Annotated in this window: 28 protein-coding genes and 2 pseudogenes; 17 read left to right on the plus strand and 13 right to left on the minus strand. The window is 72.8% G+C overall.

Annotation, left to right across the window (positions count from 1 at the left end):
• The first annotated feature begins 78 nt into the window (after nt 1–78).
• Nucleotides 79–813 carry a TetR/AcrR family transcriptional regulator C-terminal domain-containing protein gene (locus A6F73_RS05470; protein WP_063346726.1) on the plus strand — a complete coding sequence of 245 codons (735 nt, stop codon included), beginning with the start codon at nt 79–81 and terminating at the stop codon, nt 811–813.
• Nucleotides 814–847: 34 nt separating this feature from the next.
• On the opposite strand, the gene A6F73_RS05475 is transcribed toward A6F73_RS05470, so the two are convergent.
• From A6F73_RS05475 to A6F73_RS05495, 5 genes are all read right to left on the minus strand, one after another.
• Nucleotides 848–2278, minus strand: coding sequence for a pyridoxal-phosphate dependent enzyme (locus A6F73_RS05475; protein WP_063346727.1), 1431 nt, complete (start codon nt 2276–2278; stop codon nt 848–850).
• Nucleotides 2279–2429: 151 nt separating this feature from the next.
• Nucleotides 2430–2807: a hypothetical protein gene (locus A6F73_RS05480; RefSeq protein WP_063346728.1), complete on the minus strand. Its 378-nt coding sequence runs from the start codon at nt 2805–2807 to the stop codon at nt 2430–2432.
• 260 nt (nt 2808–3067) lie between these two features.
• On the minus strand, nt 3068–3817 hold the full coding sequence (locus A6F73_RS05485; protein WP_063346729.1) for a hypothetical protein: 750 nt from the start codon (nt 3815–3817) through the stop codon (nt 3068–3070).
• A 17-nt stretch (nt 3818–3834) separates the two neighbouring features.
• Nucleotides 3835–4026 (minus strand): hypothetical protein, encoded by a 192-nt coding sequence (locus A6F73_RS05490; protein WP_063346730.1) that lies wholly within the window; start codon nt 4024–4026, stop codon nt 3835–3837.
• Entirely contained in the window at nt 4023–4466 is a 444-nt protein-coding gene (locus tag A6F73_RS05495; protein ID WP_079135460.1) for an ATP-binding protein, read from the minus strand. The genes A6F73_RS05490 and A6F73_RS05495 overlap by 4 nt, the downstream gene beginning before the upstream one ends.
• A gap of 173 nt (nt 4467–4639) precedes the next feature.
• Between A6F73_RS05495 and A6F73_RS05500 the strand changes: the two genes are divergently transcribed.
• The 7 genes and pseudogenes from A6F73_RS05500 (at nt 4640) to A6F73_RS05525 (ending at nt 11186) form a co-directional block, all read left to right on the plus strand.
• Nucleotides 4640–5500, plus strand: a complete 861-nt coding sequence (locus tag A6F73_RS05500; RefSeq protein WP_063346731.1) for a helix-turn-helix transcriptional regulator — start codon at nt 4640–4642, stop codon at nt 5498–5500.
• Entirely contained in the window at nt 5497–5730 is a 234-nt protein-coding gene (locus A6F73_RS05505) for a DUF397 domain-containing protein (RefSeq protein WP_063346732.1), read from the plus strand. Before A6F73_RS05500 ends, A6F73_RS05505 begins: the two co-directional genes overlap by 4 nt.
• Nucleotides 5731–6059: 329 nt before the next feature.
• Nucleotides 6060–6878: a hypothetical protein gene (locus tag A6F73_RS41310; RefSeq protein WP_063346733.1), complete on the plus strand. Its 819-nt coding sequence runs from the start codon at nt 6060–6062 to the stop codon at nt 6876–6878.
• Nucleotides 6879–7398: 520 nt separating this feature from the next.
• Nucleotides 7399–8922, plus strand: a complete 1524-nt coding sequence (locus A6F73_RS05515) for a glycosyl hydrolase family 18 protein (protein WP_063346734.1) — start codon at nt 7399–7401, stop codon at nt 8920–8922.
• 248 nt (nt 8923–9170) lie between these two features.
• Nucleotides 9171–9586: pseudogene (locus tag A6F73_RS42890) on the plus strand (hypothetical protein); the annotation flags it as partial.
• An 84-nt stretch (nt 9587–9670) separates the two neighbouring features.
• A complete protein-coding gene (locus A6F73_RS05520; RefSeq protein ID WP_063346735.1) occupies nt 9671–9889 on the plus strand; it encodes a ferredoxin in 219 nt (72 codons plus the stop codon).
• A 91-nt stretch (nt 9890–9980) separates the two neighbouring features.
• Entirely contained in the window at nt 9981–11186 is a 1206-nt protein-coding gene (locus A6F73_RS05525; protein ID WP_063346736.1) for a cytochrome P450, read from the plus strand.
• Between the two features lie 54 nt (nt 11187–11240).
• Here A6F73_RS05525 and A6F73_RS05530 read toward each other — a convergent pair.
• Together A6F73_RS05530 and A6F73_RS05535 are read right to left on the minus strand one after the other, a co-directional pair.
• A pseudogene (locus A6F73_RS05530) lies at nt 11241–11633 on the minus strand (transposase); the annotation flags it as partial.
• 55 nt (nt 11634–11688) lie between these two features.
• Nucleotides 11689–12258, minus strand: a complete 570-nt coding sequence (locus A6F73_RS05535; protein WP_244293306.1) for a hypothetical protein — start codon at nt 12256–12258, stop codon at nt 11689–11691.
• Between the two features lie 178 nt (nt 12259–12436).
• Between A6F73_RS05535 and A6F73_RS05540 the strand changes: the two genes are divergently transcribed.
• Entirely contained in the window at nt 12437–13579 is a 1143-nt protein-coding gene (locus tag A6F73_RS05540; RefSeq protein WP_063346738.1) for a serine hydrolase domain-containing protein, read from the plus strand.
• The gene (locus A6F73_RS05545) at nt 13576–14178 is read left to right on the plus strand and encodes a hypothetical protein (RefSeq protein ID WP_063346739.1); all 603 of its coding nucleotides are present in this window, start codon (nt 13576–13578) and stop codon (nt 14176–14178) included. The genes A6F73_RS05540 and A6F73_RS05545 overlap by 4 nt, the downstream gene beginning before the upstream one ends.
• 92 nt (nt 14179–14270) lie before the next feature.
• On the opposite strand, the gene A6F73_RS05550 is transcribed toward A6F73_RS05545, so the two are convergent.
• Nucleotides 14271–15080, minus strand: coding sequence for an alpha/beta hydrolase (locus tag A6F73_RS05550; RefSeq protein ID WP_063346740.1), 810 nt, complete (start codon nt 15078–15080; stop codon nt 14271–14273).
• A 169-nt stretch (nt 15081–15249) separates the two neighbouring features.
• Entirely contained in the window at nt 15250–16764 is a 1515-nt protein-coding gene (locus A6F73_RS05555; protein ID WP_063346741.1) for a PQQ-binding-like beta-propeller repeat protein, read from the minus strand.
• Nucleotides 16765–16935: 171 nt separating this feature from the next.
• On the opposite strand from A6F73_RS05555, the gene A6F73_RS05560 reads away from it, so the two are divergent.
• The 4 genes from A6F73_RS05560 to A6F73_RS05575 all read left to right on the plus strand — a co-directional run bounded on the left by A6F73_RS05560 (nt 16936) and on the right by A6F73_RS05575 (nt 20372).
• Nucleotides 16936–18393, plus strand: a complete 1458-nt coding sequence (locus A6F73_RS05560; protein ID WP_063346742.1) for a serine/threonine-protein kinase — start codon at nt 16936–16938, stop codon at nt 18391–18393.
• Between the two features lie 191 nt (nt 18394–18584).
• Nucleotides 18585–19286 (plus strand): alpha/beta hydrolase, encoded by a 702-nt coding sequence (locus A6F73_RS05565; protein ID WP_063346743.1) that lies wholly within the window; start codon nt 18585–18587, stop codon nt 19284–19286.
• A gap of 109 nt (nt 19287–19395) precedes the next feature.
• Nucleotides 19396–19749, plus strand: coding sequence for a DUF6204 family protein (locus A6F73_RS05570; RefSeq protein WP_063346744.1), 354 nt, complete (start codon nt 19396–19398; stop codon nt 19747–19749).
• Nucleotides 19750–19820: 71 nt separating this feature from the next.
• Nucleotides 19821–20372 carry a MarR family winged helix-turn-helix transcriptional regulator gene (locus A6F73_RS05575; RefSeq protein WP_079135464.1) on the plus strand — a complete coding sequence of 184 codons (552 nt, stop codon included), beginning with the start codon at nt 19821–19823 and terminating at the stop codon, nt 20370–20372.
• A gap of 47 nt (nt 20373–20419) precedes the next feature.
• Here the strand turns inward: A6F73_RS05575 and A6F73_RS05580 are convergent, their stop codons facing one another.
• Nucleotides 20420–20965: an N-acetyltransferase gene (locus A6F73_RS05580; protein ID WP_063346745.1), complete on the minus strand. Its 546-nt coding sequence runs from the start codon at nt 20963–20965 to the stop codon at nt 20420–20422.
• Nucleotides 20966–21344: 379 nt separating this feature from the next.
• On the opposite strand from A6F73_RS05580, the gene A6F73_RS05585 reads away from it, so the two are divergent.
• Complete coding sequence (locus tag A6F73_RS05585) at nt 21345–21677, plus strand: sulfurtransferase TusA family protein (RefSeq protein ID WP_063346746.1); 333 nt, start codon at nt 21345–21347, stop codon at nt 21675–21677.
• Nucleotides 21678–21798: 121 nt separating this feature from the next.
• Nucleotides 21799–22269, plus strand: a complete 471-nt coding sequence (locus tag A6F73_RS05590; RefSeq protein WP_063346747.1) for a hypothetical protein — start codon at nt 21799–21801, stop codon at nt 22267–22269.
• Between the two features lie 63 nt (nt 22270–22332).
• Here A6F73_RS05590 and A6F73_RS05595 read toward each other — a convergent pair whose 3' ends face one another.
• From A6F73_RS05595 to def, 3 genes are all read right to left on the minus strand, one after another.
• A complete protein-coding gene (locus A6F73_RS05595) occupies nt 22333–23766 on the minus strand; it encodes a transcription antitermination factor NusB (RefSeq protein WP_063346748.1) in 1434 nt (477 codons plus the stop codon).
• Between the two features lie 89 nt (nt 23767–23855).
• Nucleotides 23856–24800 (minus strand): methionyl-tRNA formyltransferase, encoded by a 945-nt coding sequence (fmt, locus tag A6F73_RS05600; RefSeq protein ID WP_063346749.1) that lies wholly within the window; start codon nt 24798–24800, stop codon nt 23856–23858.
• Nucleotides 24801–24870: 70 nt separating this feature from the next.
• Nucleotides 24871–25416, minus strand: a complete 546-nt coding sequence (gene def, locus A6F73_RS05605; RefSeq protein ID WP_063346750.1) for a peptide deformylase — start codon at nt 25414–25416, stop codon at nt 24871–24873.
• A gap of 313 nt (nt 25417–25729) precedes the next feature.
• Here def and A6F73_RS44350 point away from each other — a divergent pair, with 313 nt between their 5' ends.
• Nucleotides 25730–26386 carry a hypothetical protein gene (locus tag A6F73_RS44350; protein ID WP_347878515.1) on the plus strand — a complete coding sequence of 219 codons (657 nt, stop codon included), beginning with the start codon at nt 25730–25732 and terminating at the stop codon, nt 26384–26386.
• Nucleotides 26387–26425: the final 39 nt, after the last annotated feature.

Raw genomic sequence — 26425 nt, forward strand, 5'->3', positions numbered from 1 at the left:
CAGCGTACGTAGAAGCGTGAGCCAAATGCTACTACGTACGTCGTACGTATCTAAGATGGGGGGCGAGGTGATCACCCAGTGCCGTCCAACGAACCCCCCAGCAACAGCGAGCGCCCAGCCACCCCCGAGGCGCCCGAACTGATCTGGCTACGCCCCGAACGCACCGGCCGCGGGCCGAAACCCGCCCACAGCCGGACGTCCATCGCCGCCGCAGCCGTCGAGATCGCCGACGCGGAGGGCCTGGACGCCGCCTCCATGCGCCGGGTCGCGGCCGCCCTCGGGGCGGGCACCATGTCGCTCTACAACTACGTGCCGAAGAAGGAGCACCTGCTCGACCTCATGCTCGACGCCGTCACCGCCGAGTACGAGCTGCCGGCCGCGCCGAGCGGCGACGTCCGCACCGACCTCGCGGCGCTCGCCCGCCAGCAACTCGCCATCTTCCGCCGCCACCCCTGGCTGCCGACCCTGGTGCTCGCCCGCCCGGGCATCGGCCCCAACGCCCTGCGCTACACCGACCACTTCCTCGCCGTCACCGCCTCCACCGGCCTGGGCGGCGGCGCCCGGATGGAGGCCATGGCCCTGTTCAACGGCTTCGTCTGCCAGTACGCCCAGTACGAGCAGACGGCGGCTGCGGGCGCCAAGTGGCAGGCGGAGCTGGTCGGTTACCTCAGCCGGGCCGCCATGAGCGGCGAATACCCGCACCTGGCCCAGGCGTTCGCGACGACCGGACCGCCCTCCGATCCGGACGCCGCCTTCGACCGCTCGCTGGACCGGGTGATCACGGCCATCCTGGCCCCGCCGACGCCCCGCTGAGCCCGCCGACCGGCCCCGCCCTCAAGCCCCGCCCTCAGACCCCGCCCTCAAGCCGGGGCCGCGACAGCACCGCCACCGCCCGCCCGTCGACCAGCACCAACACGGCCTCGTGCGCGCCCCCCAGCGCCGCCCGCGCCTCGGCCGGCGACTGCCCGACGCCCACCGCCGGCAGCGCCGGCCCGAGCAGCGCGCCCAGCGGACCACCCGGCGAATCACCCGGCGAACCACCCACCGGGTCGTCCGGCTTGGCGCCGCCGTCCGCGATCGCCGCCGCCAGCACCGCCCGCGACACCGAGCCGACCACCTCCGTCGCGCTCACCCCGTACGGCCTCGCCGCCCGCGCCAGCACCACCGGCGCCACCCCGCCGGGCACGGCGCGCAGCGCCTCCAGCGCCTCGCCGACCGTCGCACCGGCGTCGACCGCGACCAGCGGGCCGGCCCCGGCGAGCAGCGGCCGAAGGCCGCCCGCCGACTCCGACTCCTCCTCCAGGAAGCCCCACTGCCGCATCCAGTCGTCGCTGTGCACCTTGGACAGGTACGAGCGCCCGGAGTCCGGCAGCAGCACCACGACCAGGTCGTCCGGCCCGAGCCGCCGCGCGACCCGCAGCGCCGCCGCCACCGCCGTGCCCGAGGAAGGACCGGCCAGGATGCCCTCCTCCCGGGCGAGCCGACGGGCCGTCAGCAGCGACTCGCGGTCGGGGATGCGCTCGAAGGCGTCCACCACCTCCGAGCGGTAGGCCTGCGGCCAGCGGTCCTCGACGGTGCCGGGGTGGAGGAAGTGCCCGATGCTCTCGACGAACCACGGGCTGCCGTCCCCGCCCCCGTACATCGAGGACTCCGGGTCCGCGCCGACCACGGTCACGGAACCGCCGGACACCTGCTGGAGGTACCCGCCGGTGCCGGTGACGGTCCCGCCGGTGCCGACGCCCGCGACGAAGTGGGTGACCCGGCCGCCGGTCTGCTCCCAGATCTCGGGGCCAGTGGTGCGCACATGGGCGTCCGGATTGGCCAGGTTGTCGTACTGGTTGGCGAGCCAGGCGCCGGGGATCTCCTCCACCAGCCGCTGCACGACGTTGAACAGGTGCGCCGGGTCCTCGGCGGGCACGGCCGTCGGGGCGAGCACCACCTCGGCGCCGTACGCCCGCAGGATGTCGGACTTCTCGGGCGCCGACTTGTCGGACACCCCGGCGATCACCCGGTAGCCGCGCTGCCGCCCGACGATGGTCAGCCCGATGCCGGTGTTGCCGGAGGTCGCCTCGACGATCGTCCCGCCCGGCCGCAGCAGGCCGTCCCGCTCGGCGGCCAGCACCATGGACAGCGCGGCGCGGTCCTTGACGCTGCCGCCGATGTTGAGGAACTCGGCCTTGGCGTAGATCGGCGCGGGCAGCCCGGCGCCGAGCCGGGCGAGGCGGAACAGGGGCGTCCCGCCGATCGCGTCGAGTACGGATTCGTGCACTGCGGCCATCACGGCCCCTTTCACTGGCTGTCCGCCCGAGCCTGCCCGAACGCGCGGTCAGATAGTCGCTGGTGCTGTGACCACGTGACTGACCGCGAACCGCAGCCCCGGAGTGCCGAAAGGGACAAGTTCACGAGAAGGACAGCGACAGAAGGACGACTCAGGAGGCGAACGGCTCGATCTCCCCCGCAAAGACGATGACCTGGTCGATGAGGCTCCGCCGCAGATGGACGACGTCCGTTCCCGCCAGGCGGGGGCCTCCATCCGGCGTGGTGAAGACCCACTGGTACCGGGCCCACTCGTCAGGCATGTCCACCGCTGAGCAGCGCGCCATCGTGCCGGTCCCCGCCGGGTGGTGCCGGATGTCCAGCACGAACTGCTCGACCGCCGCGATTCCTTCGCTGCGACCCAACGGCCCCCAGAAGACCACGTCTGAGGTCAGGGCCTGGGAGAGCAGGGCAGTCACATAGCTGTCGTCCGAGGCGTTGAACGCGGAGATGAAGGTGTCGATCGCGGAGCGTGCCGTCTCTTCCTGCATGCCCCAGTAATACCAGCCGTTGCTCGTGCGCTCGTCCCGCGAGCCGCCTTCCGATCACGGTGGGCCATCCCGGTCGCAGCAAGGCAGCCCCGGATCGTCGAGGCCGAGTCGGCGAGGGTTCTCGACCGTAAGGGGGCGCGGACAAAGGCGCGTGGCGCCTTTTGCGCGCCCCTCAGATTTGCCGCGCTCCAAAGTGCGCAACGGTGCGGCCCGCGCCCGCCCCGCCGATCGGGTGTGTGCGGAGAGTGATCGGCGCGCGATCAGATCAGCGGGTCGAAGAGGTCGCGCCCCCAGTGGCCGAGCCAGGACGCGGTGGCGGACCACCGGGCCTGACCTTCCGCACCTTCCGCACCTTCCGTGGACTCGTCGTACGGCAGCACGGCGGTCGGGGCGAGCCAGCCCTCCCCCGGGTCGATGCGGACCCGCAGCACCTTGAGCGGTCTGCGCAGGGCGACGAACATCCGCAGGTCGTCGGTGTGCGGGCAGTGGGTCTCGTAACGGTCGTGGACGGTACGGCAGATGGACTTGATGTCGGTGTCCGCGAGCAGGAGGTGACGGCTGCCGGGGCCGAGGTTGACGCAGAGGCGGCGGCGGGCGGTGTCACGGTCCGGGTACGGCAGGTTCTGGTGGTTGTCGACGTGCAGGCCGAGGCACAGGCCGCTCTCGGGCAACCGGTGAGTGACCAGCTCACCGGGCGGGTCCTCGGCCGGTTCGAGGGCGACGTGCAGCGGATCACCGAGGAGGCCGACGAGCGCGGCGACGGTGTGGACGTCGGTGACGGTCCCGGGGAGGCGGAAGAACTCGACCAGGCCGCTGTCCTTGGTGAAGAGGCCCGGCGCGTAGCGCTCGGGGTGCTCCTCGGGGAGCGGGGCCCAGTCGCCGGCGGGGACGACGGCTCCGTTCTCGTAGTCGGGCTCGCCATGGACTCTGCGGACGTTGCCGATGTCGCAGCGGGCGCGGAGGGCCGCCGGGTCGCGGAAGGCGATGGCGGCGGGGTGCATGGTCGTCATGAGGGGGGCTCCTCGGTTCAGTCGTTGTCGTCGTCGGAGTTGTCGCTGTGACGGTTGATGCCGGTCATCAGGGCGGCGGCCAGGGTGGTCCACCAGACGACGTCGGCGGTGGCCGGCTCGCGCGGCGGGACGAGGTTCGAGGCGAAGCAGGCGAGGGCGAGGCTGGCGGCGGTGATCGCAGCCGTGGTGGCGAGCTTGATGGTGCTCAACTTTCGGGCGAGGGAACGTTGCTGTCCGCGGTACGGAGGACGCGCGCCCAGACGCGCTTGCCCGCGCCGCACCGCGCGATCACCCCGAAGTCGACGGCGAGCCGACGGGCGAGTTCGATCCCACGGCCGCACTCGTTCAAACGGCCCGGACGCCGCTCCAGGAGCGGGAGGTCACTGCGGGGGTCCCAGACTTCGAGGCGGCAGCCGCCGTCGAACTCCTGGAGGTAGAGCCGGACTTCGCCGTCGCCGTGACAGGCGTGGACGACGGCGTTGGTCACGAACTCGGAGGCGATGAGGACGAGGTCGTCGACCGGGTCACCGTCCCAGCCCCAGGAAGTGAGCTGGTCACGGACCAGGCGGCGGGCGGTACGGACCGAGGTTTCGTGCTCGGTGAGGGTGGTCTCCCAGGATCGGAGGACCGGGTTACGCAAGGTGGACATGAGTCACCCCACACCTTCAGTGGCGTGTTCGTGCGGTCACAGTGAGTGTGGAGCCTCGGAATTCGAAAACGCAACCTCAATGCCAGATAAATTAATTGATCATGGTTTGGACTTGAGCCCAGGCCTACGAACTGGCGAGACTGGACCCCACACATCGCAGGGAGGGGCGCCACTTGAGCAAGGACCTATCGGCCATCAGGCAGATCCGCCTTGGCGACGAACTGCGCGCCTGGCGGCTGGAGAACAACAGAACGCTCACCGACATGACGGCCGGCCTGAAGGGGTGGAGTGCCGGTCGGCTCAGCAGAATCGAACGAGCCCTACAGCCGATCAGTGCGGCCGACCTGGCCACGCTGCTTGACCACGCCGGGGCTACTGGTCAGGAGCGGGAGGATCTCGAAGCGCTCCTCGGTTCCGGACCTCCGAAGCAGTGGTGGCGCGACCTTGACTACTCCGAGACGATCACGCCGGCGTTCGCCGAGTACATCGCCCTCGAAGCCGACGCTTCACGCATGCTGAACTACTTCCCCTCAGCGTTCCCCGGTTTGGTCCAGACAATGGACTATGCCAAGGAGATGATCGCCGCTGGAGTTGACGCTCCGAACGAGGAGTTGATCGAGGCCGGAGCCGAGGTCCGTGTGCTCCGCCAACAGCGCCTGACAGACGAGCCGACTCTCGACTACGACGCCTACTTCGGCGAAGTCGCACTGCTCGTTGCTGGAGACCCAGAAGTGCTGATCGGCCAGATCAAGCACGCCATCAAGGTAGCCAAATACCCGAACGTCTCACTGCGCATGGTGCCGTTGAGCGCAGGACGACCCGGAATCCTGGCGTCAGGCGTCACGGTGATGCGATTCCCGGACGATCCCGACAACGGCTTCGTCTTCGTTGAAGCCGTCGGCGGTATGCTCCCGCGTAGAGCGGGACGCGAAGTGCGCCGAGCCGAAAGGGCGTTTGCCCGAGTCAAGCGGTGCTCGCTGTCTCCGGAAGACACCATCGCTGCCCTTGAACGCAAGTTGGAAGAGTTGACGTGAGCAACAGGCACGACCCCTACGACCACAACCCCGCCGACGCCGACTGGGCCAAGTCCCCCTTCTCCGCAGAAGGCAACGGCGACTGCGTGATCATCGCTCGTTTCGACAACGGCGACGTCTGGCTCGGCGACGACAAGAACCCCGGCCGCCCCCACCTCGCCTTCGACCAGGCCGAATGGACCGCCTTCGTCCAAGCCATCGAAGCCCGCAACCCCCGCTTCACCGCCTAACCGCCCACCGCCCGGGCCGGGACCGCCGGGAAGCCCTGAGTGGCTGTTGCCGGCACCGGGCCGGTTCACGCTCGCGAAGGCCGTGGCTGGGCAAGGCGCCGGGTCATGAGCATCGTCGCCGACCAGTAGACCCTCGCCTCCGCGCTGGTGGTGGAGCGTTCGAAGTCCCGCACGAGGCGACGGCTTCGCATCAGGTGGGCGAAGAACCGCTCACCCGATCGAGAAAGGTGGGGCGTGACGTGGTTACGGGATCGCTGATCCCGGCCGTATGGCCTCTCGGGCACGAAATTGTGGAGCGTCGCCGAGCTGCCCGAGGCTAGGTTGGCGCGGTGCATCCGATCCGTTTCGAGGCCGCCACGACAGACGGCGTCCATCGCTTCCACTACCTCCCCGGCAATGACCTGGCGGTGACTCGGCACTGGCCTGGCCTGTGGCAGGAATGGCCTGAGGAGGGGACGCCGTACACCGAGTGGGCGGTGAACAACAACAACATGGAGGAAGTCGCCGTCTATGTGGGCCTGGTGTGGCGTCTGACGGCCGGCCTGGACCGCTATGTGATCCCGACGTACTACTGCGACGACGCCGAGCGTTTCCTGAAGCAAACGCCGATGCCGGTGAGCTGGGAGTACGAGGTCGACGCCAAAGCGCCGACCGCCACCACACGGGACAAGGGCTTCGTACCTGGTCGTACGGCGAAGCCCCTTCGGGTGGAGCCGACCGCCGCGGAGCTGGACCATGCCGGTCGTGCGGGCTTGTTCCGGTTGTCGACGCCTCGCGACCTGGTATCCGCGCTGCATGCGGTGATCTTCGACGCCTCGTCGGAGACCACGGTGTTCGCAGTCGCCCCCGGGCCGGAGCGTCGCCAGCGTCTGGTGAGCGCGTTGAGCGGCCCGACTCCCCCTACTTTGGCCGAAGTCCTTGAGGGAGAAGGGGTGTTCCTGGACCTGACGATCGGCTCGGATTTCGACTACTACGACTCGGTCATGGTGGCGTCGCGCGCCGATCTGCGGCACCGGGTCGATGGCCTGGCTGCCGACTATGCGCGCAGGATCTCGGCATATGAACTGCGCCTGGACGAACTCGCAAGTGTTCCGGACTTCCTCCGGGCGATGCCGGAGCTTGCCGGTGTGGACTTGGACGTTCCCTGAGTCCTCGATCACTCGATCGAGACCCTCGTTCGATCGGCAAGCCGCTTGATCGGTACGACAACAGCTTCCGAGTGCCGTCGAGCAGCTGGCGGTGGACCGCAGGGACGGCGGTGACGCGCAGGGTGTAGCCCTGGCCGCGCCGCACCCTGACGCCCTGATCGAGGGCGGTGGGCCGGCGGACTCCAGCCGAAGCCGTCCTCAAACTCCGCGCACTGCTCGCCAACGGCGCCCTCGATGCGAACCACTGACCGAGGGCCGGGACCTGGAGCCGATACGGCGCCGGCGATCACAGCCGGTCACCAGCAGGCTGGTTCCACTGATCCCCGAGGCCGCACCCGGCGCCGCTCACCGCATGCCCCGCGGCGAGCGGCGTCTGCATTACCGCTCATCTGATCGACCGTCAACCAGTTCATCCGAACTGCCCCACGCGCACAGCTCCCGCCATTACGCTCCCAAGCGTGATCACGCCCGGCGTCGATCCGGGCGCATTCCGTCATCACCACCACAGGGAGCGCATGCCATGAGCGAGCTGGTGTACCCGTCCGACCCCGGCCTCAACGGCCACGCCGTGGACGCGGCCGAACGCACGTACAAGATGAACGGCTTCGACCCGGCACGGGAGGACTCGAAGCTCTCCTACACCCCCTGCCGGGTCGCCAAGCCCGCCTTCAACACCTACCGCCGCAGCGGCGAGCAGACCGTGTCCGGCTTCCTGGACACCACCTGGGCCTACGACAGCCGTCTGACCGACGACAGCGGCGGCCCCACCGGCGGGCCGGGCGCCGACCTGACCCGGCTGGAGGCCGCGAACGGCGCCTTCGACGAGATCGTCCTCGGCCTGGTCGGCCTCGTCGGCGGCCAGGGCAGCCTGGCGGCCGCCACCTCCCAGGCCGCCCAGGACTTCGGCATCGCCTCCTCCGAGCGCGGCGCCGTGACCTTCATCGACGCCTGGAGCGCGGCGGCCGCCTACCTCGGCTACGGGTTCGACGGCTGGGTCTCCAACGACTACCAGGACCTGTTCACCCAGCCGAAGGCCCAGGGCCTGCTGGGCGCCGCCCGGCGCCTCACGCAGCGCAACCCGGACCTCTCGGTCGGCCTGCACATCGGCGGCTGGGACCTGAGCGAGGCCTTCCACTCCATCGCCCAGGAGCCCGCCTCGCGGCGGCGGTTCGCCCAGTCCGTCGTACGGATCTTCCGCGTCTTCCCGATGTTCTCCACCCTCCACCTGGACTGGCGCTGGCCCGGCTCGGCCGGCGCCCCGGAGGCCGGGTACGGCCCGGAGGACGCCGGGAACTACGCCGAGCTCATCCGCGAGACCAGGGCCGCGCTGTCCGCCGCCGCCGACCTGAGGGCGACGATCGCCGTCGCGGTGCCGGCCTCCGCCGCCCAACTGGACGCGATGAACGTCCCGCTCCTCATCGAGGCCGGCGCCGACCGGCTGGACCTGATGTCCTTCGACTTCTTCGGCAGCCCCTGGTCCGAGAAGCTCGGGCACCACACCTCGCTGCGCCGCGATCAGAACAGCAGCCAGACGGACTGCGTCGACAACGCCGTCACCCACCTCATCGAGCAGGCCGGCGTGGCTCCTCACCGCATCCACCTCGGCTACGCCACCACCACCCGCAACGCCAAGCACGCACACATCACCGGCATTTCGCCCCTGCGCGGCAGGTACGACAACGGCTCGGGCGAGACGGTCGGCTCCTTCGCGCCCGGCACGAGCACCTGCGCCGACGTGCTGCGCAACTACCTCGACCTGGAGCAGGGCAAGGGCCGCAACGGCTTCGAGCTGTACACGGACGTCGTCGCCGACGCCGACTACCTCCACAACCCCAGCACCGGCGTCTTCCTCTCCCTCGACACCCCGCGCTCCGTCCGTGCCAAGGCCGAGTACGCCCGCGCCCGGGGCCTCGGCGGCCTGTTCGCCGAGCACGCCGAGGCCGACCCCGGTGTGCTCACCAACGCCGCCCGCGAGGGCCTGGGGCACACCGTCACCGCGACGGTCGTCGACATGAAGCCCCTCTACGTCACCGGCCGCAGCTGACGGCGGGCGGCGCCGTCCGCACCGCGGGCATCACGGGAGGTCCCGTGATGCCCGTCGTCGGCCCCCTAGATTCTGTCCGCGCGATCACGAGCGGAGCCAGATGACCAGTGCGGCGACAGTGACCGTGCCGAGGAAGATGTACACGCGCTTGTCATACCTGGTCGCGACGGCGTGGTGCGACCGCCTCGGGACCGTCCGAGGGCCTCGCCGGCCGCCCGGGCGGCCGGGCGGCCGGCGAGCCGGGGCTCGGCCCGTGGGCGATGCTCGGCACGACCTTCAAGGGACTGACCGACCGGACGCTCGTTTGGCAGACCGCCGAGTTGCTCGCCCGGGAGACCGGGCGGGACGCCCGGACGGTGCCGGTCCGGCCGGAACTGGTCGTCGAGGTCGCCTCCGGCGCAGCCCCCGCTACCCCGCCGGGCTGGCCCTGCGGTTCGCCCGGGTGGTGCGCTACCGGTCGGACAAGAGCGCCGCCGAGGCCGACACGGTGGCCTCTGTACGGGAGTTGGCCACCGCCGAAGGGCCTGTGAGGCCGTCCGCGCGGCCGGGTCCGCCGACCCGTCCGGCGAAGTACCGCGGGCTGAAACGCATAGCGCCGCAATGGGGGTTCACACACAGGGGCCGAATCAGCCATTCTCGATCCGGCCACCGTACCCCTCCGTGAACGGACCAGCGATGGCTAGGTTGACCGTGACAACGAGAGGCGGCCGCCTGGCAGTCGGCGCCGCCCTGGCGAAAGGTGCCCGACATGCAGGTGAGCGTCGACCGGGACCGTTGCTGCAGCTCCGGCATGTGCGTGATGAACGCCCCCGCGGTCTTCGACCAGGACGACCGGGACAGTCTCGTGAGGCTCCGTCAGACCGTCGTGCCGCCCGAGCAGTTCGACGACGTCAGACTCGCCTCCGAGCTCTGCCCGGGCCGGGCGATCACCGTCACCGGGGACGAGCCCGCGCGGACCGGGGCCTGACGGACCCCCGCCGTCGGCCCCGCAGGCCGCCGGGAACCTTCCCGGGCCCCGAACCCCACGAGAACACCCGCGACGTGAGGAGACCCCCGCCTTGACCACCGCACCCACCACCCCCGTCCTCCCACTGCCGGCCCGGCACTCCGGCGGCTGCCCCTTCGGCCCGCCGCCCGCGTACCCCGAGGCCGCCGCCACCGGGCCGGTGACCAGGGCCGAGCTGCCCGACGGCGACCTCTGCTGGCTGGTCACCGGCTTCGCCGAGGTCCGCACCGTGCTGTCCGACCGCCGGTTCAGTGCCGACATACGCCACCCGTCCTTCCCGCTGCTGGTCGCCGGCGCTCGCGAGCTGATCACCGACAATCCGGACTTCCTGCGGCTCGACGACCCCGAGCACGCCCGCCAGCGCCGCATGCTCACCGGGGAATTCCTGGTCAAGCGGGTGGAGGCGCTGCGCCCGGAGATCCAGCGGATCGTGGACGAGGCACTGGACCGGATGACCGCGGGCCGGACCACGGCCGACCTGGTCACCGACTTCGCGCTGCCGGTGCCCTCGCTGGTGATCTGCCTGCTGCTCGGCGTGCCGTACGAGGACCACGACCGCTTCCAGAACCTGAGCCGCACGATGCTCAGCCAGGAGAGCACCGTGGAGCAGCTCCGGGAGGCCCAGGAGGAAATCCTGCACTACCTGCGCGACCTGACGGCCCGCAAGCGCGCACAGCCGCAGGACGACGTCCTCAGCCGACTCGCGGCGCGGGACGACCTGACCTCGGACGACGCGGCCGCCATGAGCGTGCTGCTGCTGGTCGCCGGGCACGAGACGACCGCGAACATGATCGCGCTGTCGACCGCGCTGCTGCTGGAGCACCCCGAGCAGATCCCCGGCCTGGCCGACCCGGCCACCCTGCCGGGCGCGGTGGAGGAGCTGTTGCGGCTGCTGACCATCGTGCACACCGGCCTGCCCCGGGTGGCACTGGAGGACGTGGAGCTGGGCGGCGTCACCGTCCGGGCCGGGGAGGGCGTGATGGCGATGCTCTCCACCGCCAACCGGGACGAGGCGGTGTTCGGCGGCGCCGGCCATCGGGCGACGGACGAGCTGGACCTGTACCGGGACGCCCGGCGGCAGCTGGCGTTCGGCTTCGGCGTGCACCAGTGCCTGGGCCAGCCGCTGGCCCGCGCCGAACTCCAGATCGCCCTGGAGACGCTGTTCCGCCGGCTGCCGGGGCTGCGGCTGGCCGGCGAGCGCGAGTTCCGTACCGAGTCGTTCATCTACGGGATGCGGTCACTGCCCGTGACCTGGTGAGCGGGGCCCGATGGAGAACTCTCACCGGAGTACCAGGCGGAGCTGTCCGGGCGATCATGTGCGGAGCCGGATGACGAGAGCGGCTGCGGTGACGGTGCCGAGGTAGACGTATCCGCGCTTGTCGTATCGGGTTGCGACCGCTCGGGCGTGCTTGAGCTTGTCGATGGCCCGTTCGACGGTGTTGCGCTTCTTGTACCGCTTCTCATCGAAGGCCGGTGGGCACCCGCCGCGTGAGCCTTTGCGCAGGCGGGCGGCCTGACCGTCCGCCTTCTCCGGAATCGCGTGCCGGATGCCGCGCCTGCGCAGGTAGGCGCGGCACGGGCCGTTGCTGTAGGCCTTGTCGGCGGCCACGCTGTCGGGCGTCTTCCGGGGCCTGCCCGGCCCTGTCCGCGGGACACGGATCTTCTCCAGTACCGGCTCGAACTGCTTGCAGTCCGCCCGCTGCCCCGGCGTGACGACCGGGGACGGACAGCTCCTAGCCGGGCGATCCCCCGGCCGGAGCTCACCACCCCTGCGGGTGCCGGGACAGCCAGTCGGCGTGACGCGCCCTCAGCCGGTCCCGCTCCTCGGAGGAAGCGAGGAAGACGTCGGCGCCGCCGTCGTACGGGTGGTACAGGCGCCGCAAGGCGGTGTCGGCGACGATGACGCCGGCCACCTCCTCGTCGGCGACGCAGCGCAGCAGGTCGTCGAGGCAGCCGGGCCGCCACGTCCGGCGGTCGACGAAGACGTGGCAGTAGGTGCGGAACTCCGGGTCCGGGTCGTCCGTCTGCAGCCAGGTCTGCCAGTGCGCGCCGGCCGGGCGCTCGATGGGGACGTCCGGCCCGTCCGTCCACACCGGCGTGATCACGTGGACGTCCGAACCGGCGAACAGCCCGTCCAGGACGGTGTTGTGGCGCTCCAGCACGACGGCGTACTCGCCCTCGTCCTCGGGATAGCGCTTGGACTCCGGCAGACCGTGGAAGCGCACCCACACGTCCCGATGCTCGCCGCCGATCTCATGGCCGACCGGGGGGCCGCCGGGCCACCGCTGGGACCACAGCGCGGTCAGCGCGTCCAGTGCTTCGCGATCCACTCCGAGCCCTCCCCAGTCGTCTACCATCATGCCCGACGACGGCTCCCCGCCCGACGAGGGCCGCCCCGACCGCTGGTCGGGAAACCGGTCGTGCCGAGCGGCCCGACCCCGTACCGTGGTTCGGTCGACGATCTTGGGGCAGCGGCCCCACGAGGACCAGAGGACGGGGCGGAACACCATGCAGCAGTACCAGGGCTGGGCCGACGAACGGTTCGGCGCCGTGGCGGACGTGTTCGCCCGCAACTTCGCGGAATTCCCCGAACTCGGCGCCGCCGTCACGGTGTTCGCCGGCGGCCGCAAGGTCGTCGAGCTGTGGGGCGGGACGGCCGACGACCGCACCGGCCGGGCCTGGACGCAGGACACCGTCGTCCCGGTCTTCTCCTGTGCCAAGGGCGCGGTGAGCATCAGCACCCACCTGCTCGCCCAGCAGGGCCGCCTCGACCTCGACGCGCCGATCGCCCGCTACTGGCCCGAGTTCGCCCGCCACGGCAAGCAGGACATCACCACCCGCATGATCCTCGGCCACCGCGCGGGCATCCCGGCCCTGGACGCGGTGCTCTCCTTCGAGGAGATCGCCGCCTGGGCTCCCGTCGTCCGCGCGATCGAGGAGCAGGAGCCGCTCTGGGAGCCCGGCACCGCCTACGAGTACCACGGCCACGTCCTGGGCTTCGCGGTCGGCGAGGTGATCCGCCGGATCACCGGGCTAACCCCTGGCGCGTTCCTCCGCAAGGAGATCGCCGAGCCGCTCGGCCTGCCGGTCTGGATCGGCCTGCCGGAGAGCGAACTCCCGCGCCTGGCCCGGCTGGTGGAGGCGGAGGGCCGCCGCCCGATGCCCGGCCCGGAGCACTTGCTGACCCGGATCGTGACGATGAACGGCGCCCTGGTCTTCCCCGGTCTGGACGTGCCGCACGGCTGGAACGACCCTGCCCTGCACGCGATCGAGCTGCCCGGCGCGGGCGCGGTCGCCTCCGCCACCGGGCTGGCGGGGCTGTACGCGGCGGCCGCGACCGACCTGGACGGCGGCCCGCGCCTGCTCTCGCACGAGACCGTCACCGACGCGGTGCGCGAAGTCTCCTCCGGCGTGGGCTTCCTGGGCTTCGACATGGGCGCCCGCTGGGGTTCCGGCCTGCTGCTCGACTCCCCCGCCTTCCGCCCGCTGCTGGGCGAGCGCAGCTTCGGCAACGACGGCGCGGGCGGCCAGTTCGCCTTCGGGGACGACGAGTTCGGCGTCGGCTTCGGCTACGTCGCCAACCGGATGATCGGCCACGGCGACGCCCGCGCCAACCGGCTGATCGAGGCGGTGCGCGGGTGCCTGGGGTGACGGACTTCCTCGCGCGACTCACCGCGCTGGCGGCCACCGGCGGCCTGGACGGCCCGGACGGGCTGCGCTACAACGCCTCGCTGCCCGAACTCGCCGCCCACTACGGCGACCCCTGGGACGGCGGGCGGATCCACCGCGAGTCCCGCTGGCCGCACGGCTTCAGCTGGGGCGACGTGCAGACGGTGTTCTGCCGCTGCCGCCGGCTCCAGTCGCTGTCCCTGCCCGTGTGGCACGGCGAACTCGAACTCCCGCTGGCCGGCGGCGGGTTGATGACGCTCGACACGCACGTCACCGAGTCGGCCCTGATCGCCGCGCTGACCGCCGCCGGCTGCCGCTGGGAGACCGTGACGTACGAGAACGTCCCCGACCAGCGCACCCTGGAGGTGGCGGTGGCCGAGGAGGTCCGGGTGGCGTTCGTCCTCACCGATCGCGACGGTCACCAGGCCCGCGACGGCCACGCGGACCGCGAGGGCGGTGACGCGCCGCCGCCCGAGGACTGGCTGCTGAACAAGGCCCTGCTGTGGGGCTACGACCACACCGACTGCCCCGAGCCGGACCGCACCCTCCCGGACGACGGCTGGGGCGCCTCGCCCAACTGACGTGCACGCCCGGCCCGTTGCGCTCGACCCGCTGCGCTCAGCTCGTTGCGCCCCCGCGCGCAACGGGCCGGGCGCGCGCCCGGAGTGACGGCTCACGCCAGGGCGCGCGGCAGCACCACCCGCACCCACTCCTCCGGCTGCGACAGGTGCGGTGCGTGGCCGGCACCGGGGTACAGGTGCCGTTCCACCTTCGCCAGGGTGAGGTCGATGATGTCCAGCACCTCGCCGTACATCGGCGGGCTGTTGTCACTCTGCGTGAGCAGGGCCGGTTCCGTGAAGCGGGCCAGCGCGGTCAGGTCGAGGTCCAGTGCGTCCGGGTCCCGCAGCTCGTCCAGGTAGGTCGGCGCGTTGCGCACGTACGTGTGCCGCACCGGCGCGGGCAGCTGCGCCCAGGCCCCCGGCCCGAAGGTGACCGTCTCCACGAACAGCTCCGCCGCCGCGGCCGACTCGGCCTGCTCCAGCAGCTCCCGGACGGCGGTGATCCGGTCGGCGAGCGCGGTGGCGACCGGCCGCAGCTCGGGGTCGGCGAGCAGGATGCCGGCGCCGGGCGGCTCGTGCACGGCGATCCCCCGCAGCAGGTCGGGCCGGGCGGCGGCGAGCCGCAGCGTGATCAGCGAACCGTACGAGTTCCCGCAGACGAACGCCGGCGCGAGTCCGAGCCCGTCGATCAGTCCGGCCAGGTCGGCCGCGTCCTCGTAGACCGAACCCTGGGTGAGCGGGTCCTCACTGCGGCTGTGGCCCCGCCGGTCGTAGGCGACGACGGTGGTCGACTCGGCCAGGCCCGGCATCACGCGGGCCCAGCTGTCGGCGTCGCTCCACGAGCCGTGCACCAGGACGACGCCGGGCCCCTCGCCACGGGCCTCGTAGTGCAGCGACACCCCGTTCACCCTGATCTCGGCCATCATGAGCCTCCCGATCTCGGCGGTGCTCCCCCACCAGCCTGACACAGCCGCTCGGGGCGGCACCCCCGGGCCGAGTCCGTCACCGAGCGTGACGAACAGCGGGCGGCCAAGGGCCCCGAACGGGCTCGGCTCAGGCCCCCGGCGGACTCAGCTCAGACCCCGAACCGGCTCAGCCCATGCCCCGGGCCGGCGGCTCGTCCCGTGTGCCGTCCTCCGCCACCACCGTGAACCGGCCGGGCCCGGAGACCGACAGGTCCACCGGGTGGACGGACTTCGAGTCGTTGACGTCCAGTTGGCTGCTCTGTCGCCCGGTCGCGGCGTCGACCCGGGTCAGCTTGTCCCGGGTCAGCGCCCACACCGACGCGCCGTCCACCAGCAGCCCCGTCACCTGGTCGTCCAGCCCGGACGTCCAGCGCTTCCCGCCGTCGGCGAGCGAGTAGGCGACCAGGCGCCCGGTGGCGATGCGGCTGGGGTTCTTCCCCCCGCTGATCCGGACGTCGTCCGGCTTCTCGCCGGGGACGATCAGCTGGTCGCCGACGACCACCCCGCCGAACAGCGGACGGGCGGCGAACGCGTCGTACGCGTGGGCTCCGCCCAGCATGACGTCGAGGTCGTACTCGTCCCCCGCGACCGGGATCGACGCCCGCTGCCGCCCCGCCCCGTCGAAGCTGAGGACGGCGTGCGTCCCGCGCTCGCCCTGCGCGTCGACCCAGACCGCGAGGGGCTCGGTGGAGACCACCGCGACGTCCTTCAGCCCGCCCGTGACCGGCAGGGCGACCCGGGTCCGCTCCTGCCCGTCCGCCGGGGCCAGCGACCGCAGCACCGGCGCGGCGTCGCCGCACTGCGCGACCGTCACCACCTCCGCCGCCCCGCCCGCCACCTGCAACGGCGCGCAGCCGGCGTCCGCGTCGCCGCGCCAGGAAGCGCGCCCGTCGGCCAGGTGCACCGCGCGCCAGCCGGTCCGCTCCTGGAGGACGGCCTCGTCCCCGGCGACGGCGAGCAGATCGGGCGCCGCCGTGTCCCCGACGCGGCCGGGCGCGTCCGCCGCGGCGGTCCAGGCGGCCGTGCCGTTGGCGAGGTTGAGCGCAGTCACCGCCGCGCACGGCCGGTCGTGCGGGGAGTGGCCGAGCAGTCCGAGGCCGTGGCCCGTCCCGCGGCTCATGGCGCAGACGGAGTCCTCGCCCGGCGGCGTCCACCGCCACGCGACCTGCCCGGTGGCGCCGCGGTAGGCCACCACCTGGTCGGGCCGGACCCGCACCACCACGTCCCCGCTGGTCCAGCTGCCGACGGCGCGGATCGACGACGGCCGGTCCAGCGGCGCCTCCCAGGCGTCGTTGAGGCCGGTCCCGGCGAAGGAGACGAACACGGCGAGCCCGAACAGGATCCCGACGGCGACCGCGGGGAAGCCGCGCCGGGGGTGGAGCAGCGCCCACAGCAGGCCGGCCCCGCAGGGCATCAGGCCGAGGATGCTGACGATGCCCATGAAGTCGAGGCTCTCGCCGCCGTACCCCTGGGACGGCCCGATCAGCACGGCCAGGCCCATGCTCGCGAACATGGCCCCCAGCACCCCGCCGGAGACCACCATCCAGGCCTCCTTGTCCATCGCGAACCCGCCCCTGGCGAGGCGGACGGACCTGCGGGCCCACCCGGCCCCGGCGGCACTGTCCACGGGCCCCTCGGCCATGTCGGTCACTCCCCCGTCAAGCGCCGCCCACCGCATGAGCGACGATCATCGGATGATCGCAGAGCCTCGCTGGATCCTGAACAAAGACAACGGAAAACTCCCGGCCCCACCGACGGACGGTAGGTTGGCCCGGGGGCCGGGGCGCGGCACCGGGGCACGAAAGGGGCGGGGATGCAGCCGGGCGACGTACTCGACGGGCGGTACGAGCTGGTCGAGCAGATCGGCGAGGGCGCCTTCGGCGCGGTCTGGAAGGCCCGCGACGCGCGGATCCAACGGCTCGTCGCCGTCAAGGTGATGCTCCCGGGCAGCAACAACACCCCCAAGGACGCGGCCCGGTTCGTCCGCGAGGTGGCCACCGCCGGCGCGCTCAACCACCCGTCCATCGTCACCGTGCACGACTTCGGCCAACACGACGAGGCCGGCCGGCCGTTCTACTTCCTGGTCATGGAACTGCTCGACGGCGCCCCGCTCAGCCGCCACCTCGGCGACGGGCCGCTGCCCCTGCGCCAGGCCCTCACCTGGGCCGTCCAGATCTCCCAGGCCCTCGCCACCGCCCACCGGGCCGGCGTCGTCCACCGGGACGTCAAACCCGCCAACGTGATGATCCAGTCCTCCGGCGAGGTCAAGGTCGTCGACTTCGGCATCGCCCGGGTCGGCACCGCCGACGACGGCATCACCAGCACCAACGTCATCGTCGGCACCCCCGCCTACATGGCCCCCGAACGCTTCGACAGCCGCGGCCTCGACGCCCGCTCCGACCTCTACGCCTTCGGCTGCCTCCTGTACGAACTCCTCACCGGCCGCACGCCGTTCCGCGGCACCCTCTACGAACTCATCCGCCAGCACGGCGAGGTCCACCCCGCCGCCCCCGGCACCCTGCGACCCGGCCTGCCCGCCGACGTCGACACCCTCGTCCTCGAACTGCTCGCCAAGGACCCCGACCGGCGGCCGCCACACGCCGACCAGGTCGCCCAACGCCTGCTCCACCTCGCCGAGCAGGCCGAACAGCCCCCGGCCGGCTACCACGCCACCGTCCGGGACGTCCCCGCCGCCGAGGAGGACCCGTACGTCCTCGCCCGCCGACGGGAGGCGGACGCGCTGTTCCAGCACACCCGCGACCAGGCCGCCCAGGTCGCGCTGCAGTTCGAGACCAGCATCGCCCAGCGGCGCCGCCAGCTCGACCAGGACCTCGCCGACCAGCGGGCCCACGCCGAGGCCCGGGCGCAACAGATCGTCACCGACGCCCAGCAACGCGGCGAGGAGCTCGAACGGGAGGCCGCCGCCCGGGCGGCCGCCAGCCTCAAGCAGCTCACCGAGGCCGAACAGCGCACCGACCTGCTGCGCCGGCAGACCGACAAGCTGCGCAACGACGCCGAGAGCCTGCGCCGCACGGTCGACAACGCCCGCCGCCAGGCCTCCGACTTCCTCGCCGACGCGGCCGCCAAGGCCGGCCTCGGCCCGGCCACCGAACCCCGCCGCTCGATCGCCCCACCGGCCGGCACGCAAACCGGCTCCCAGAGCGGCGCGCAAACCGGCTCGCAGCGCCGGAAGCTCCCGAGCATGCAGGACCTGCTCTCCGGCCGGAGCCGCTCCACCGGCGGCGGAGACCAGCCGGGCCGCCCCTCCTGACCTCGCCCCGACGCCCCGCCCCAACGCCCCGCCCCAACGCCTCGTACCCGGAGGCGAGTCGGCCCGCCAGGCCCAGTCCACGCGGGCCCCGCCCCCGCGCCACCGGCTGGGCCCTGCGGCCCCTGCTCACGCACCGCGACCCGCCCACGGAACCGTAGAATCCGCAGGTAGACACCAGGGAAGGATTTCGCGTGTTCCAGGCGCAGCGGCCGCGCACCGCACAACTGACCCCACGACTCGGCGACGACGGGACGGGGCGGGTCGAAGCCGTCGCCCTGCTGCTGCCCGGCGGGTTCCTGCGCAGCCGGCGCGGACCGCTGAAGGTCGCCGAACTGGGCCTGCGCCGCCTCACCGCCGAACTCGCCGACCGCGGCCGCCCGCACGGCCTCGCCGTCCACCTGCTGCGCTACCGCTACAGCGGCTGGAACGGCACCGACGCCGACACCGCCGTCGACACCCGCTGGGCCCTCGACGAACTCGCCCGCCGCTACGGCGACGTACCCGTCGTCCTCATCGGCAACTCCCTCGGCGGGCGCGCCGCCTTCTGGTGCGCCGGGCACGCGAACGTCGTCGGCGTCGCCGGCATCGCGCCCTGGCTGCCCAGCGGCGACCCCGTCGACCACCTCGCCGGCCGGCGCGTCCTGATCGTCCACGGCACCGGCGACCACAGCGCCGCCAACGCCAACCAGTCCCTCGAATACGCCCTGCGGGCCCGCCCGGTCGTCCCCGACCTCGCCCGCTACGAAGCCCCCGGCGCCAACCACTACCTCATCCGGCAGACCGCCGACATCAGCGCCCTCACCACGGACTTCACCCTCGACACCCTCAAGGCCGAACCGGCCCCGCTCGCCTCCGGCACCGTCTGCACCCGCCTGCCCACCCGGCGCGCCTAGGCGAAACCCCGGAACCCGCGGTCGACCAGCGGGACCCGGCCACCGGGATCCGACCAGCGGCACGAAATCGGGTTGGCGGTCGACCGCCCGCCTTGCCTATGGTCGGGGGATGACCACTCGAACCTTCCGCATCATGGTGCGCGGCGTCTTCGACGGCCTGAGCGCCGAGCAGCACGCCGAACTCCTCGCCCGCGCGCCCGAACACGACGTGCTGCGCGCGGCCTTCACCCGCGAGGGACACCTCAGCTACGACCTCGGCGCGCGGGCCGCCTTCACCTTCCGCTTCCTCGACTCGGGCGAGGCGGAGGAGGACATCCTGGCGGCGGCCGAGCGGGCCGAGCAGGCGGCGCGGGCCTGGCTGGCCGAGCGCGGCTACGGCTACAAGAACCTGCGCTCCCAGGCCGAGGACCTCTCGCAGGCACCGCTCGGCAAGCGGCAGCGCCGCGCCGCCAACGCCGGCTAGCCCCCTCCCCCTCCCGCTACCTCCTTGACGGCTCGCCGCACCGGTATGCTTGAGTAGTCAAGGAGGTAGCAATGACAGACTCGCACGCCAACCCGCACACGAACCCACCGGCCGACCCGCAGGCCAACCCTCAGACCGACCCGCACCCGGGCACCCGGCCCGACCCGCTGGACACCGCCCTGCGGCTGGTCCGCGCCCAGGCCGCCGTGGCCAAGCGCTTCGACGCGGGCCTCAGCCGCCTGCACGGCGTGAGCCTGTCCGACTTCACCCTGCTGCTCCACCTCGGCCACGCCCCCGGCGGCCGGATGCGCCGGGTCGACCTCGCCGAGGCCCTCGGCGTCACCGCCTCGGGCGTCACCCGCGGACTGGCGCCACTGGAGCGGATCGGTCTGGTGAGCCGGGAGGCGGCGGCCCGCGACGCCCGGGTCGCCTACGCGGCCCTGACGCCGACCGGCCGCGAACGACTCGCCGAGATGCTGTACACGGCCCGGAAGGTCGCGGCCGAGCTCTTCGCCGCCGACCAGTGGAGCCCCGACGACCTCGACCGCCTCGCCGTCCTGCTCACCCGCCTCGGCGGTACCGCCCCCGACCAGCAGCCGGGGGCGGCCACAGCCCGCGACTAGCGGACTGTTGAACCGTCGGACTGTCGAACCGTCCGACTACGAAACTGCTAGATCCCGAACGGCGCCGCGTACCGCACCGTCCCGGACGGCAACGGGTGCCGCTCCGGGTCCAGGGCGAGAGCCATCAACGCCTCGTCCGGCACCTCGATGGTCAGCCCGATCCCGTACCCGGAGGCCCGGCCGAAGCCGAACCGCGGGTAGTAGTCCGGGTGTCCGAGGACGACGACGAAGCGCTCGCCCAGCCGCCGCGCCGCCTCCAGGGCGGCGCGGGTGGCGGCGGAGCCGGCACCGGTCCGCTGGTACTCGGGCAGGACGGCGACGGGTGCCAGGCAGAGTGCCGGGGTGCCACCGATGTGGCAGCGCGTCAGCAGGGCATGGCCGACCGGGCGGCCGTCCTCGGCGAGGGCGAGCTGCGACAGTTCGTCGATCCAGGCCTCGTCCGCGCGCAGGGCGTCGACGAGGTCGGCCTCCCCCGGGGTGTCGAAGGCGGCCAGCACGATCTCCCGGACGGCTGCGACGTCCGCGGCGGTCTCGACGCGGGTGGTCCACGGGGAGTGCGAGGGGGTGTGCGAGGTCACGTTGAACGTGGTCATGATGAACGAGGATCCGTTCCGGAGTGGTGTGTTCGTCCGAGGGCGTCAATGCGTCCTCGGCCCCGCGAGCTCACGCTCCCAGCGGGGACAGGGGATTGGGGGGAAGGTCAGGCCGACGCCCGGGACGTGAGGGTGGTCCGGGCGCTGCACACGGCGACGGCCTTGGGCGCGGTCATCAACCCCACCTCCTCGTTTCCCTTGATCCTGGTCGAACACGAACTCCCCCACCGTAACACCGCCCCCTCACGGCCGTCACCCGGATTTCCGAACCCTCCCAACGCCCCGCCCGGGCCCACCTCCTAGGCTGAACCCGGCACCCCTGCACCCCGACACCCCCACACCCCGGCACCGCCGCACCACCGCGAAGGGCAGCAACCCCATGACCCACACCCCCGGGCAGCAGCCCGGCCAGGAGCCCGCCCCCGACCTGACCGTCGACGGCACCGGCCTGCTCTGCGTCCAGCTGCTGCTGCGCCTGCGCGCCCGGATCGCCGACCTGCCGGCCGGCGCGGTGGTGCACATCCACACCACCGACCCCGCCGCCCCCCTCGACCTGCCCGCCTGGTGCCACCTGACCGGCCACGACTACCTCGGCCCCGTCCCGCACCCGGCCACCGACCGCGAGGTGTACGCCCTGCGCCTCACCGCCGCAGCCCGCCCGACCCGCGCCGACCGCCCCTGGCACCCCGCGCCGGACCCGGCCACCGACTGACCACCCCGGCCTGAAATCCCCACGCGCCCCCGCCGGCCGCCCCGCCCGGCTCCCTTCGGCGGTCCGGTGTGCCACGATGGGGAGAGCCGAACGGCCAAGCCTCACAAGGAGGTTGACCACCATGGATCCGATCCTCAGCTGCCACTGGCACGACCAGGACGGCGAGTGGGCACTGTCCGTCAGCCGCAACGGCGGCGGCTGGGAGCTGCTCGCCGCCGCGCCCCGCTGGTCCGAGTCGCTCCCGTTCGCCGGGCCGGAGGACGTCCGCCGGCTCGCCCAGGCGCTGCTGGACCTGCCGTCCGATCCGGAGCCGTACGAGTTCGAATGGCAGCTCTCCCGGACGGAGTTCGAGCGCACCGAGAACGAGCGCACCCACTTCGCGACGCTCGCCGTCGGGCTGGACCCCACCGACGGCCACCGCCCCTACCTCGCCTACCAGTCGTACTACCACCGGGGGCAGGCGAGCGGGCTCGGCCTGGAGGTGATCTGCGAGGACCCCCCGGTCGACCGCCTCCGCGCCCAGGCCCACGCCCTCCTCACCGACCTCCCCGGCCCCCCGCCCGCCCGGCCGCAGCCCCCCTCACCCGGCTGAGCGCACCGCCCTCCCCAGTCCCCCCACCGGGTCACGGGATCACGGGATCACGGGATCAGCGGATCACGCCGTCCGCCGCAGCAGCGCCAGGTACATCGCGTCCGTCCCGTGCAGGTGCGGCCAGAGCTGCACGTCCGGCCCGTCCCCGAGCGCGGGGACGCCGGGCAGCAGCGGGCGCGCGTCGATCCACTCGACCCGGCCGCCCTCGGCCCGCAGCACGTCGTCCACGACGGCCCGGGTCTCCGCGAGGTGCGGCGAGCAGGTCGCGTACCCGACGACCCCGCCGACCCGGGTGGCGTCGATCGCCGAGCGCAGCAGGTCCCGCTGGAGCGGGCCGAAGGCCGCGACGTCGGCGGGGCGGCGGCGCCAGCGCGCCTCGGGGCGGCGGCGCAGGGCGCCCAGGCCGGAGCACGGCACGTCGACCAGCACCCGGTCGAAGCCGCCGGAGCGCCAGGCCGGGCGGGTGCCGTCCGCGGTGATCACCGTGTACGGGCCGGGGTTGCCCTCCAGCGCCCGGGCGACCAGCCGCGCGCGGTGCGGCTGCTTCTCGCTCGCGACCAGCCCGGCGCCGCGTTCGGCGGCCAGCGCCGCGAGCAGCGCGGCCTTGCCGCCGGGGCCGGCGCAGCCGTCCAGCCAGAGCCGGTCCGGGCCGTCCAGCGGGGCGTTGGCCAGGGCGAGGGCGACCAGCTGGCTGCCTTCGTCCTGGACGCCCGCCCGGTTGTCCCGGACGGCCTCCAGCGAGCCCGGGTCGCCGCCTTCGGCGAGCCGCAGCGCGAACGGGGACCAGCGGCCGGGCTCGGCCTCGGGCAGCACGTCGGCGAGTTCGCCGATGTCGACCCGGCCGGGGCGGGCGACGAGGGTCACCTCGGGCCGGGCGTTGTCGGCGCGCAGCAGGTCCTCCAGGGCGCTGCGCCCGGAGGCGTCGGGCTGCCAGCGGCCGAGCGAGTCCCAGAGCGCGGAGACGACCCAGCGCGGGTGCGAGTGGACGACGGCGAGGTGGTCCTCGGCGTCCTTCTCGTACGGCGGGGCGACCTTCTCGATCCAGGCGTCCAGGTCGTGGGCGCTGATCCGGCGCAGGACGGCGTTGACGAACTTGGCCTTGCCGTCGCCGAGCACCACCCGGGCCAGCTCGACGGTGGCCGAGACCGCCGCGTGGCTGGGGATGCGGGTGGTGAGCAGCTGGTGGGCGCCGAGCGAGAGCACGTCCAGGACCGGCGGGTCGACCTTGCTGAGCGGCCGGTCGATGCAGGCGGCGATGATCGCGTCGTAGGTGCCCTGCAGGCGCAGGGTGCCGTAGACGAGTTCGGTGGCGAGGGCGGCGTCGCGCCGGTCCATGCCCTTCTGCTCGGCTTCGCGGAGCAGCGACGGCAGGATCAGGTTGGCGTACGCGTCGCGCTCGTCGACGGCGCGCAGCGCGCGGAACGCGACGATCCGGGCCGGGTCCTTCTTCGGGCGGCGGTGCGGGCGGGGGGCGCGCTGGGCGCTGGGGGTGGTCACAGGGTGCCTCAAGGTGCTGCGGTGGTTATCGGTGGCTATCAGACGATTATCAGTGGTTATCAGACGAACAGTAACGCTAAACCTGAGCCTCAGCCCTCGGAGCCGAAGCGCTCCCCGGACTCCAGCCGCGCCCCGCGCGCCCAGTCCGCCGCCCGCATCTCCTTCTTCCCCTGCGGGCGGACCTCGCCGAGTTCGACCTCGTGGCTGCCCGTCCCGACCCGCACGCTGTTCTTGCCGACCACGGCCAGCTCCCCGGGCGCCAGGGCGGACGAGTCGGTCAGCAGCTTCACCGGCCCGGTGATCTTCAGCCGCTCGCCGCGGAACTCCGTCCAGGCGCCGGGCGCCGGGGCGCAGCCGCGCACCACACGGTCGATCCGCAGGGCGGGGTGGCTCCACTCGATGCGCGCGTCCTCGACGGTGATCTTCGGGGCGAGCGTGACGCCCTCGGCCGGCTGCGGGAGGGCGTGCAGGGAGCCGTCCTCGATGCCGTCCATGGTGGCGGTGAGCAGTCGCGCGCCGGACACCGAGAGGCGGGTGAGCAGTTCGCCGCTGGTGTCGGTCGGGCGGATCTCCTCGGTGATCACGCCGTAGACCGGACCGGAGTCCAGGCCCTGCTCGATCAGGAAGGTGGCCGCGCCGGTGACCTCGTCGCCGGCCAGCACCGCGTGCTGGACGGGGGCCGCGCCGCGCCAGGCGGGCAGCAGCGAGAAGTGCAGGTTGACCCAGCCGTGCTTGGGGATCTCCAGCGTGCCGGGGCGCAGCAGCGCGCCGTAGGCGACCACCGGGCAGCAGTCGGGGGCGAGTTCGGTGAGCCGGGCGACGAACTCCGGGTCGCTGGGCTTCGCCGGCTTGAGGACCTCGATCCCGGCCTCCTCGGCGCGCTGGGCGACGGGGCTGGCGACCAGCTTGCGCCCTCGCCCGGCGGGGGCGTCGGGGCGGGTGACCACCGCGACGACCTCGTGCCGGTCGGAGGCGAGCAGGGCGTCCAGGGCGGGAACGGCGACCTCGGGGGTGCCGGCGAAGACGAGACGCATCAAGTGCCTTTCTGCAAGAAGACGTTGGAGATCAGAGGGTTCAGCGCCAGAGGGTTCGGCGCCAGAGGGTTCAGCGCGCGGCGCCGAACGTGCTGTGCGGGGAGACCTTGACGACCGGCGCGGGCGCGCCGCCCCAGTCGGTGTCGCGGATCGCCTTCAGCGCGGCCTTGCGCTGCTCGCGGTCGAGCCGGTCGATGAAGATGATGCCGTCGAGGTGGTCGGTCTCGTGCTGGATGCAACGGGCGAGCAGCTGGGTGCCCTCCAGGGTGACCGGATCGCCGTACATGGTGAAGCCCTTGGCGACCACGCCGTAGGCGCGCTTGGTGTCGTAGCGCAGGCCGGGCAGCGAGAGGCAGCCCTCGGGGCCGTCCTGCTCCTCCTCGGTCAGCGACAGGTCCGGGTTGATCAGGTGCCCGGTGACACCGTCCACGTGATAGGTGAACACCCGTAGGGAGACGCCGAGTTGGGGCGCGGCGAGGCCTGCACCAGGGGCGTTGAGCATGGTTTCGGTGAGGTCGCCGACCAGGGTGCGCAGTTCCTTGTCGAACGTGGTCACCGGCTGGGCGGTGGCCCGCAGGACGGGGTCTCCGAAGAGCCGGATCGGCTGGATCGCCATGGGGTACGGGCTCCTGTCCGTCGAGGGTGCGGGGTTGCGGGCAACTACGGGTTCCCGGCAAGTCTATGCAACGCACCCGGCCCGCCGCCCATGCCCTCACACCGCCCCTCACACCGCCCCTCGCACCACCCTTCGCGCGGCCCCGAACGCCCCTCCCCCACCCCGGCACCGGCTTCTGGCATATCCCGAGTCTGCCCGGCGGCGTTACCCCGGCCCCCGCTTCGGCGTTGGTCAAGTGAGATTGACCGGGGCCGGGCGCACGGGACACCGCGCCCCGGCCGAGCTGAACCGTACGGAAGGTGGCACGTAGGCCATGGCCGAGCAGATCAACCACGACGCCCGGGCGCGGGCAAGCCTGCACCTGCTGGTGCGGGACATCGAGCGGGTGAGGCGGCAGGTCGACGCGCTGCGGACGCTCACCGCCCAGTTGGGCAACGTCTACCGTCCGCGCCGGCCCAGCACGTCGGCCGGCTTCGTGGTGTACGGACGGGCGCCCGCGCCGACCGTGCGCCTGGCGCAGGAGCTGAGGGAGAGCGTGGAGACCCTGGTCGCGGCGGCGGTCGAGTTCGACCGGGCGCTGGGCTTCTCCTGGGACTCGGTGGGCTCGGCCCTCGGGGTCACCAAGCAGGCCGTGCACCGCCGGTACGGGATGCGCCGCCCGACCAGCGAACTCCTCGCCGCCAGCGGTGCCGTCCCGGGCCAGGGCCGCCCGGACCGCTCGGAGGAGCTGCCCGCCGTGCCGTCCGGCGGCCTGGCGGCGACCGTCCCGGCGGCCCGCCAGGGCGGCCTGGACCGCAGCAGCCTCGACCGCAACGCCCTGGAGCGCAACACCCTCGACCGCAGCAACCTCGACCGCACCGCACCGGAGCGCGGCAACCTCGACCGCCCCCCGGTCGACCGCACCACCCCCGAGCGCACCCCGATCGACCGCACCCCGATCGACCGCACCGGCATCCCGCTGCGCGGCTGACGCCGCCGTCCGACCAGCGCCATCCGGGGCGGGGTGGCC

The sequence above is a fragment of the Streptomyces sp. MJM8645 genome, assembly GCF_001625365.1.
Taxonomy (GTDB): domain Bacteria; phylum Actinomycetota; class Actinomycetes; order Streptomycetales; family Streptomycetaceae; genus Kitasatospora.

What these genes read in the sequence shown, in the direction of transcription:
- A6F73_RS05475 (WP_063346727.1), bottom strand. Translation starts at nt 2,278, where the DNA reads ATGGCCGCAGTGCACGAATCCGTACTCGACGCGATCGGCGGGACGCCC.
- A6F73_RS05480 (WP_063346728.1), bottom strand. Translation starts at nt 2,807, where the DNA reads ATGCAGGAAGAGACGGCACGCTCCGCGATCGACACCTTCATCTCCGCG.
- A6F73_RS05485 (WP_063346729.1), bottom strand. Translation starts at nt 3,817, where the DNA reads ATGACGACCATGCACCCCGCCGCCATCGCCTTCCGCGACCCGGCGGCC.
- A6F73_RS05495 (WP_079135460.1), bottom strand. Translation starts at nt 4,466, where the DNA reads ATGTCCACCTTGCGTAACCCGGTCCTCCGATCCTGGGAGACCACCCTC.
- A6F73_RS05515 (WP_063346734.1), top strand. Translation starts at nt 7,399, where the DNA reads ATGAGCGAGCTGGTGTACCCGTCCGACCCCGGCCTCAACGGCCACGCC.
- A6F73_RS05520 (WP_063346735.1), top strand. Translation starts at nt 9,671, where the DNA reads ATGCAGGTGAGCGTCGACCGGGACCGTTGCTGCAGCTCCGGCATGTGC.
- A6F73_RS05540 (WP_063346738.1), top strand. Translation starts at nt 12,437, where the DNA reads ATGCAGCAGTACCAGGGCTGGGCCGACGAACGGTTCGGCGCCGTGGCG.
- A6F73_RS05550 (WP_063346740.1), bottom strand. Translation starts at nt 15,080, where the DNA reads ATGGCCGAGATCAGGGTGAACGGGGTGTCGCTGCACTACGAGGCCCGT.
- A6F73_RS05555 (WP_063346741.1), bottom strand. Translation starts at nt 16,764, where the DNA reads ATGGCCGAGGGGCCCGTGGACAGTGCCGCCGGGGCCGGGTGGGCCCGC.
- A6F73_RS05560 (WP_063346742.1), top strand. Translation starts at nt 16,936, where the DNA reads ATGCAGCCGGGCGACGTACTCGACGGGCGGTACGAGCTGGTCGAGCAG.
- A6F73_RS05570 (WP_063346744.1), top strand. Translation starts at nt 19,396, where the DNA reads ATGACCACTCGAACCTTCCGCATCATGGTGCGCGGCGTCTTCGACGGC.
- A6F73_RS05575 (WP_079135464.1), top strand. Translation starts at nt 19,821, where the DNA reads ATGACAGACTCGCACGCCAACCCGCACACGAACCCACCGGCCGACCCG.
- A6F73_RS05580 (WP_063346745.1), bottom strand. Translation starts at nt 20,965, where the DNA reads ATGACCACGTTCAACGTGACCTCGCACACCCCCTCGCACTCCCCGTGG.
- A6F73_RS05585 (WP_063346746.1), top strand. Translation starts at nt 21,345, where the DNA reads ATGACCCACACCCCCGGGCAGCAGCCCGGCCAGGAGCCCGCCCCCGAC.
- A6F73_RS05590 (WP_063346747.1), top strand. Translation starts at nt 21,799, where the DNA reads ATGGATCCGATCCTCAGCTGCCACTGGCACGACCAGGACGGCGAGTGG.
- fmt (WP_063346749.1), bottom strand. Translation starts at nt 24,800, where the DNA reads ATGCGTCTCGTCTTCGCCGGCACCCCCGAGGTCGCCGTTCCCGCCCTG.
- def (WP_063346750.1), bottom strand. Translation starts at nt 25,416, where the DNA reads ATGGCGATCCAGCCGATCCGGCTCTTCGGAGACCCCGTCCTGCGGGCC.
- A6F73_RS44350 (WP_347878515.1), top strand. Translation starts at nt 25,730, where the DNA reads ATGGCCGAGCAGATCAACCACGACGCCCGGGCGCGGGCAAGCCTGCAC.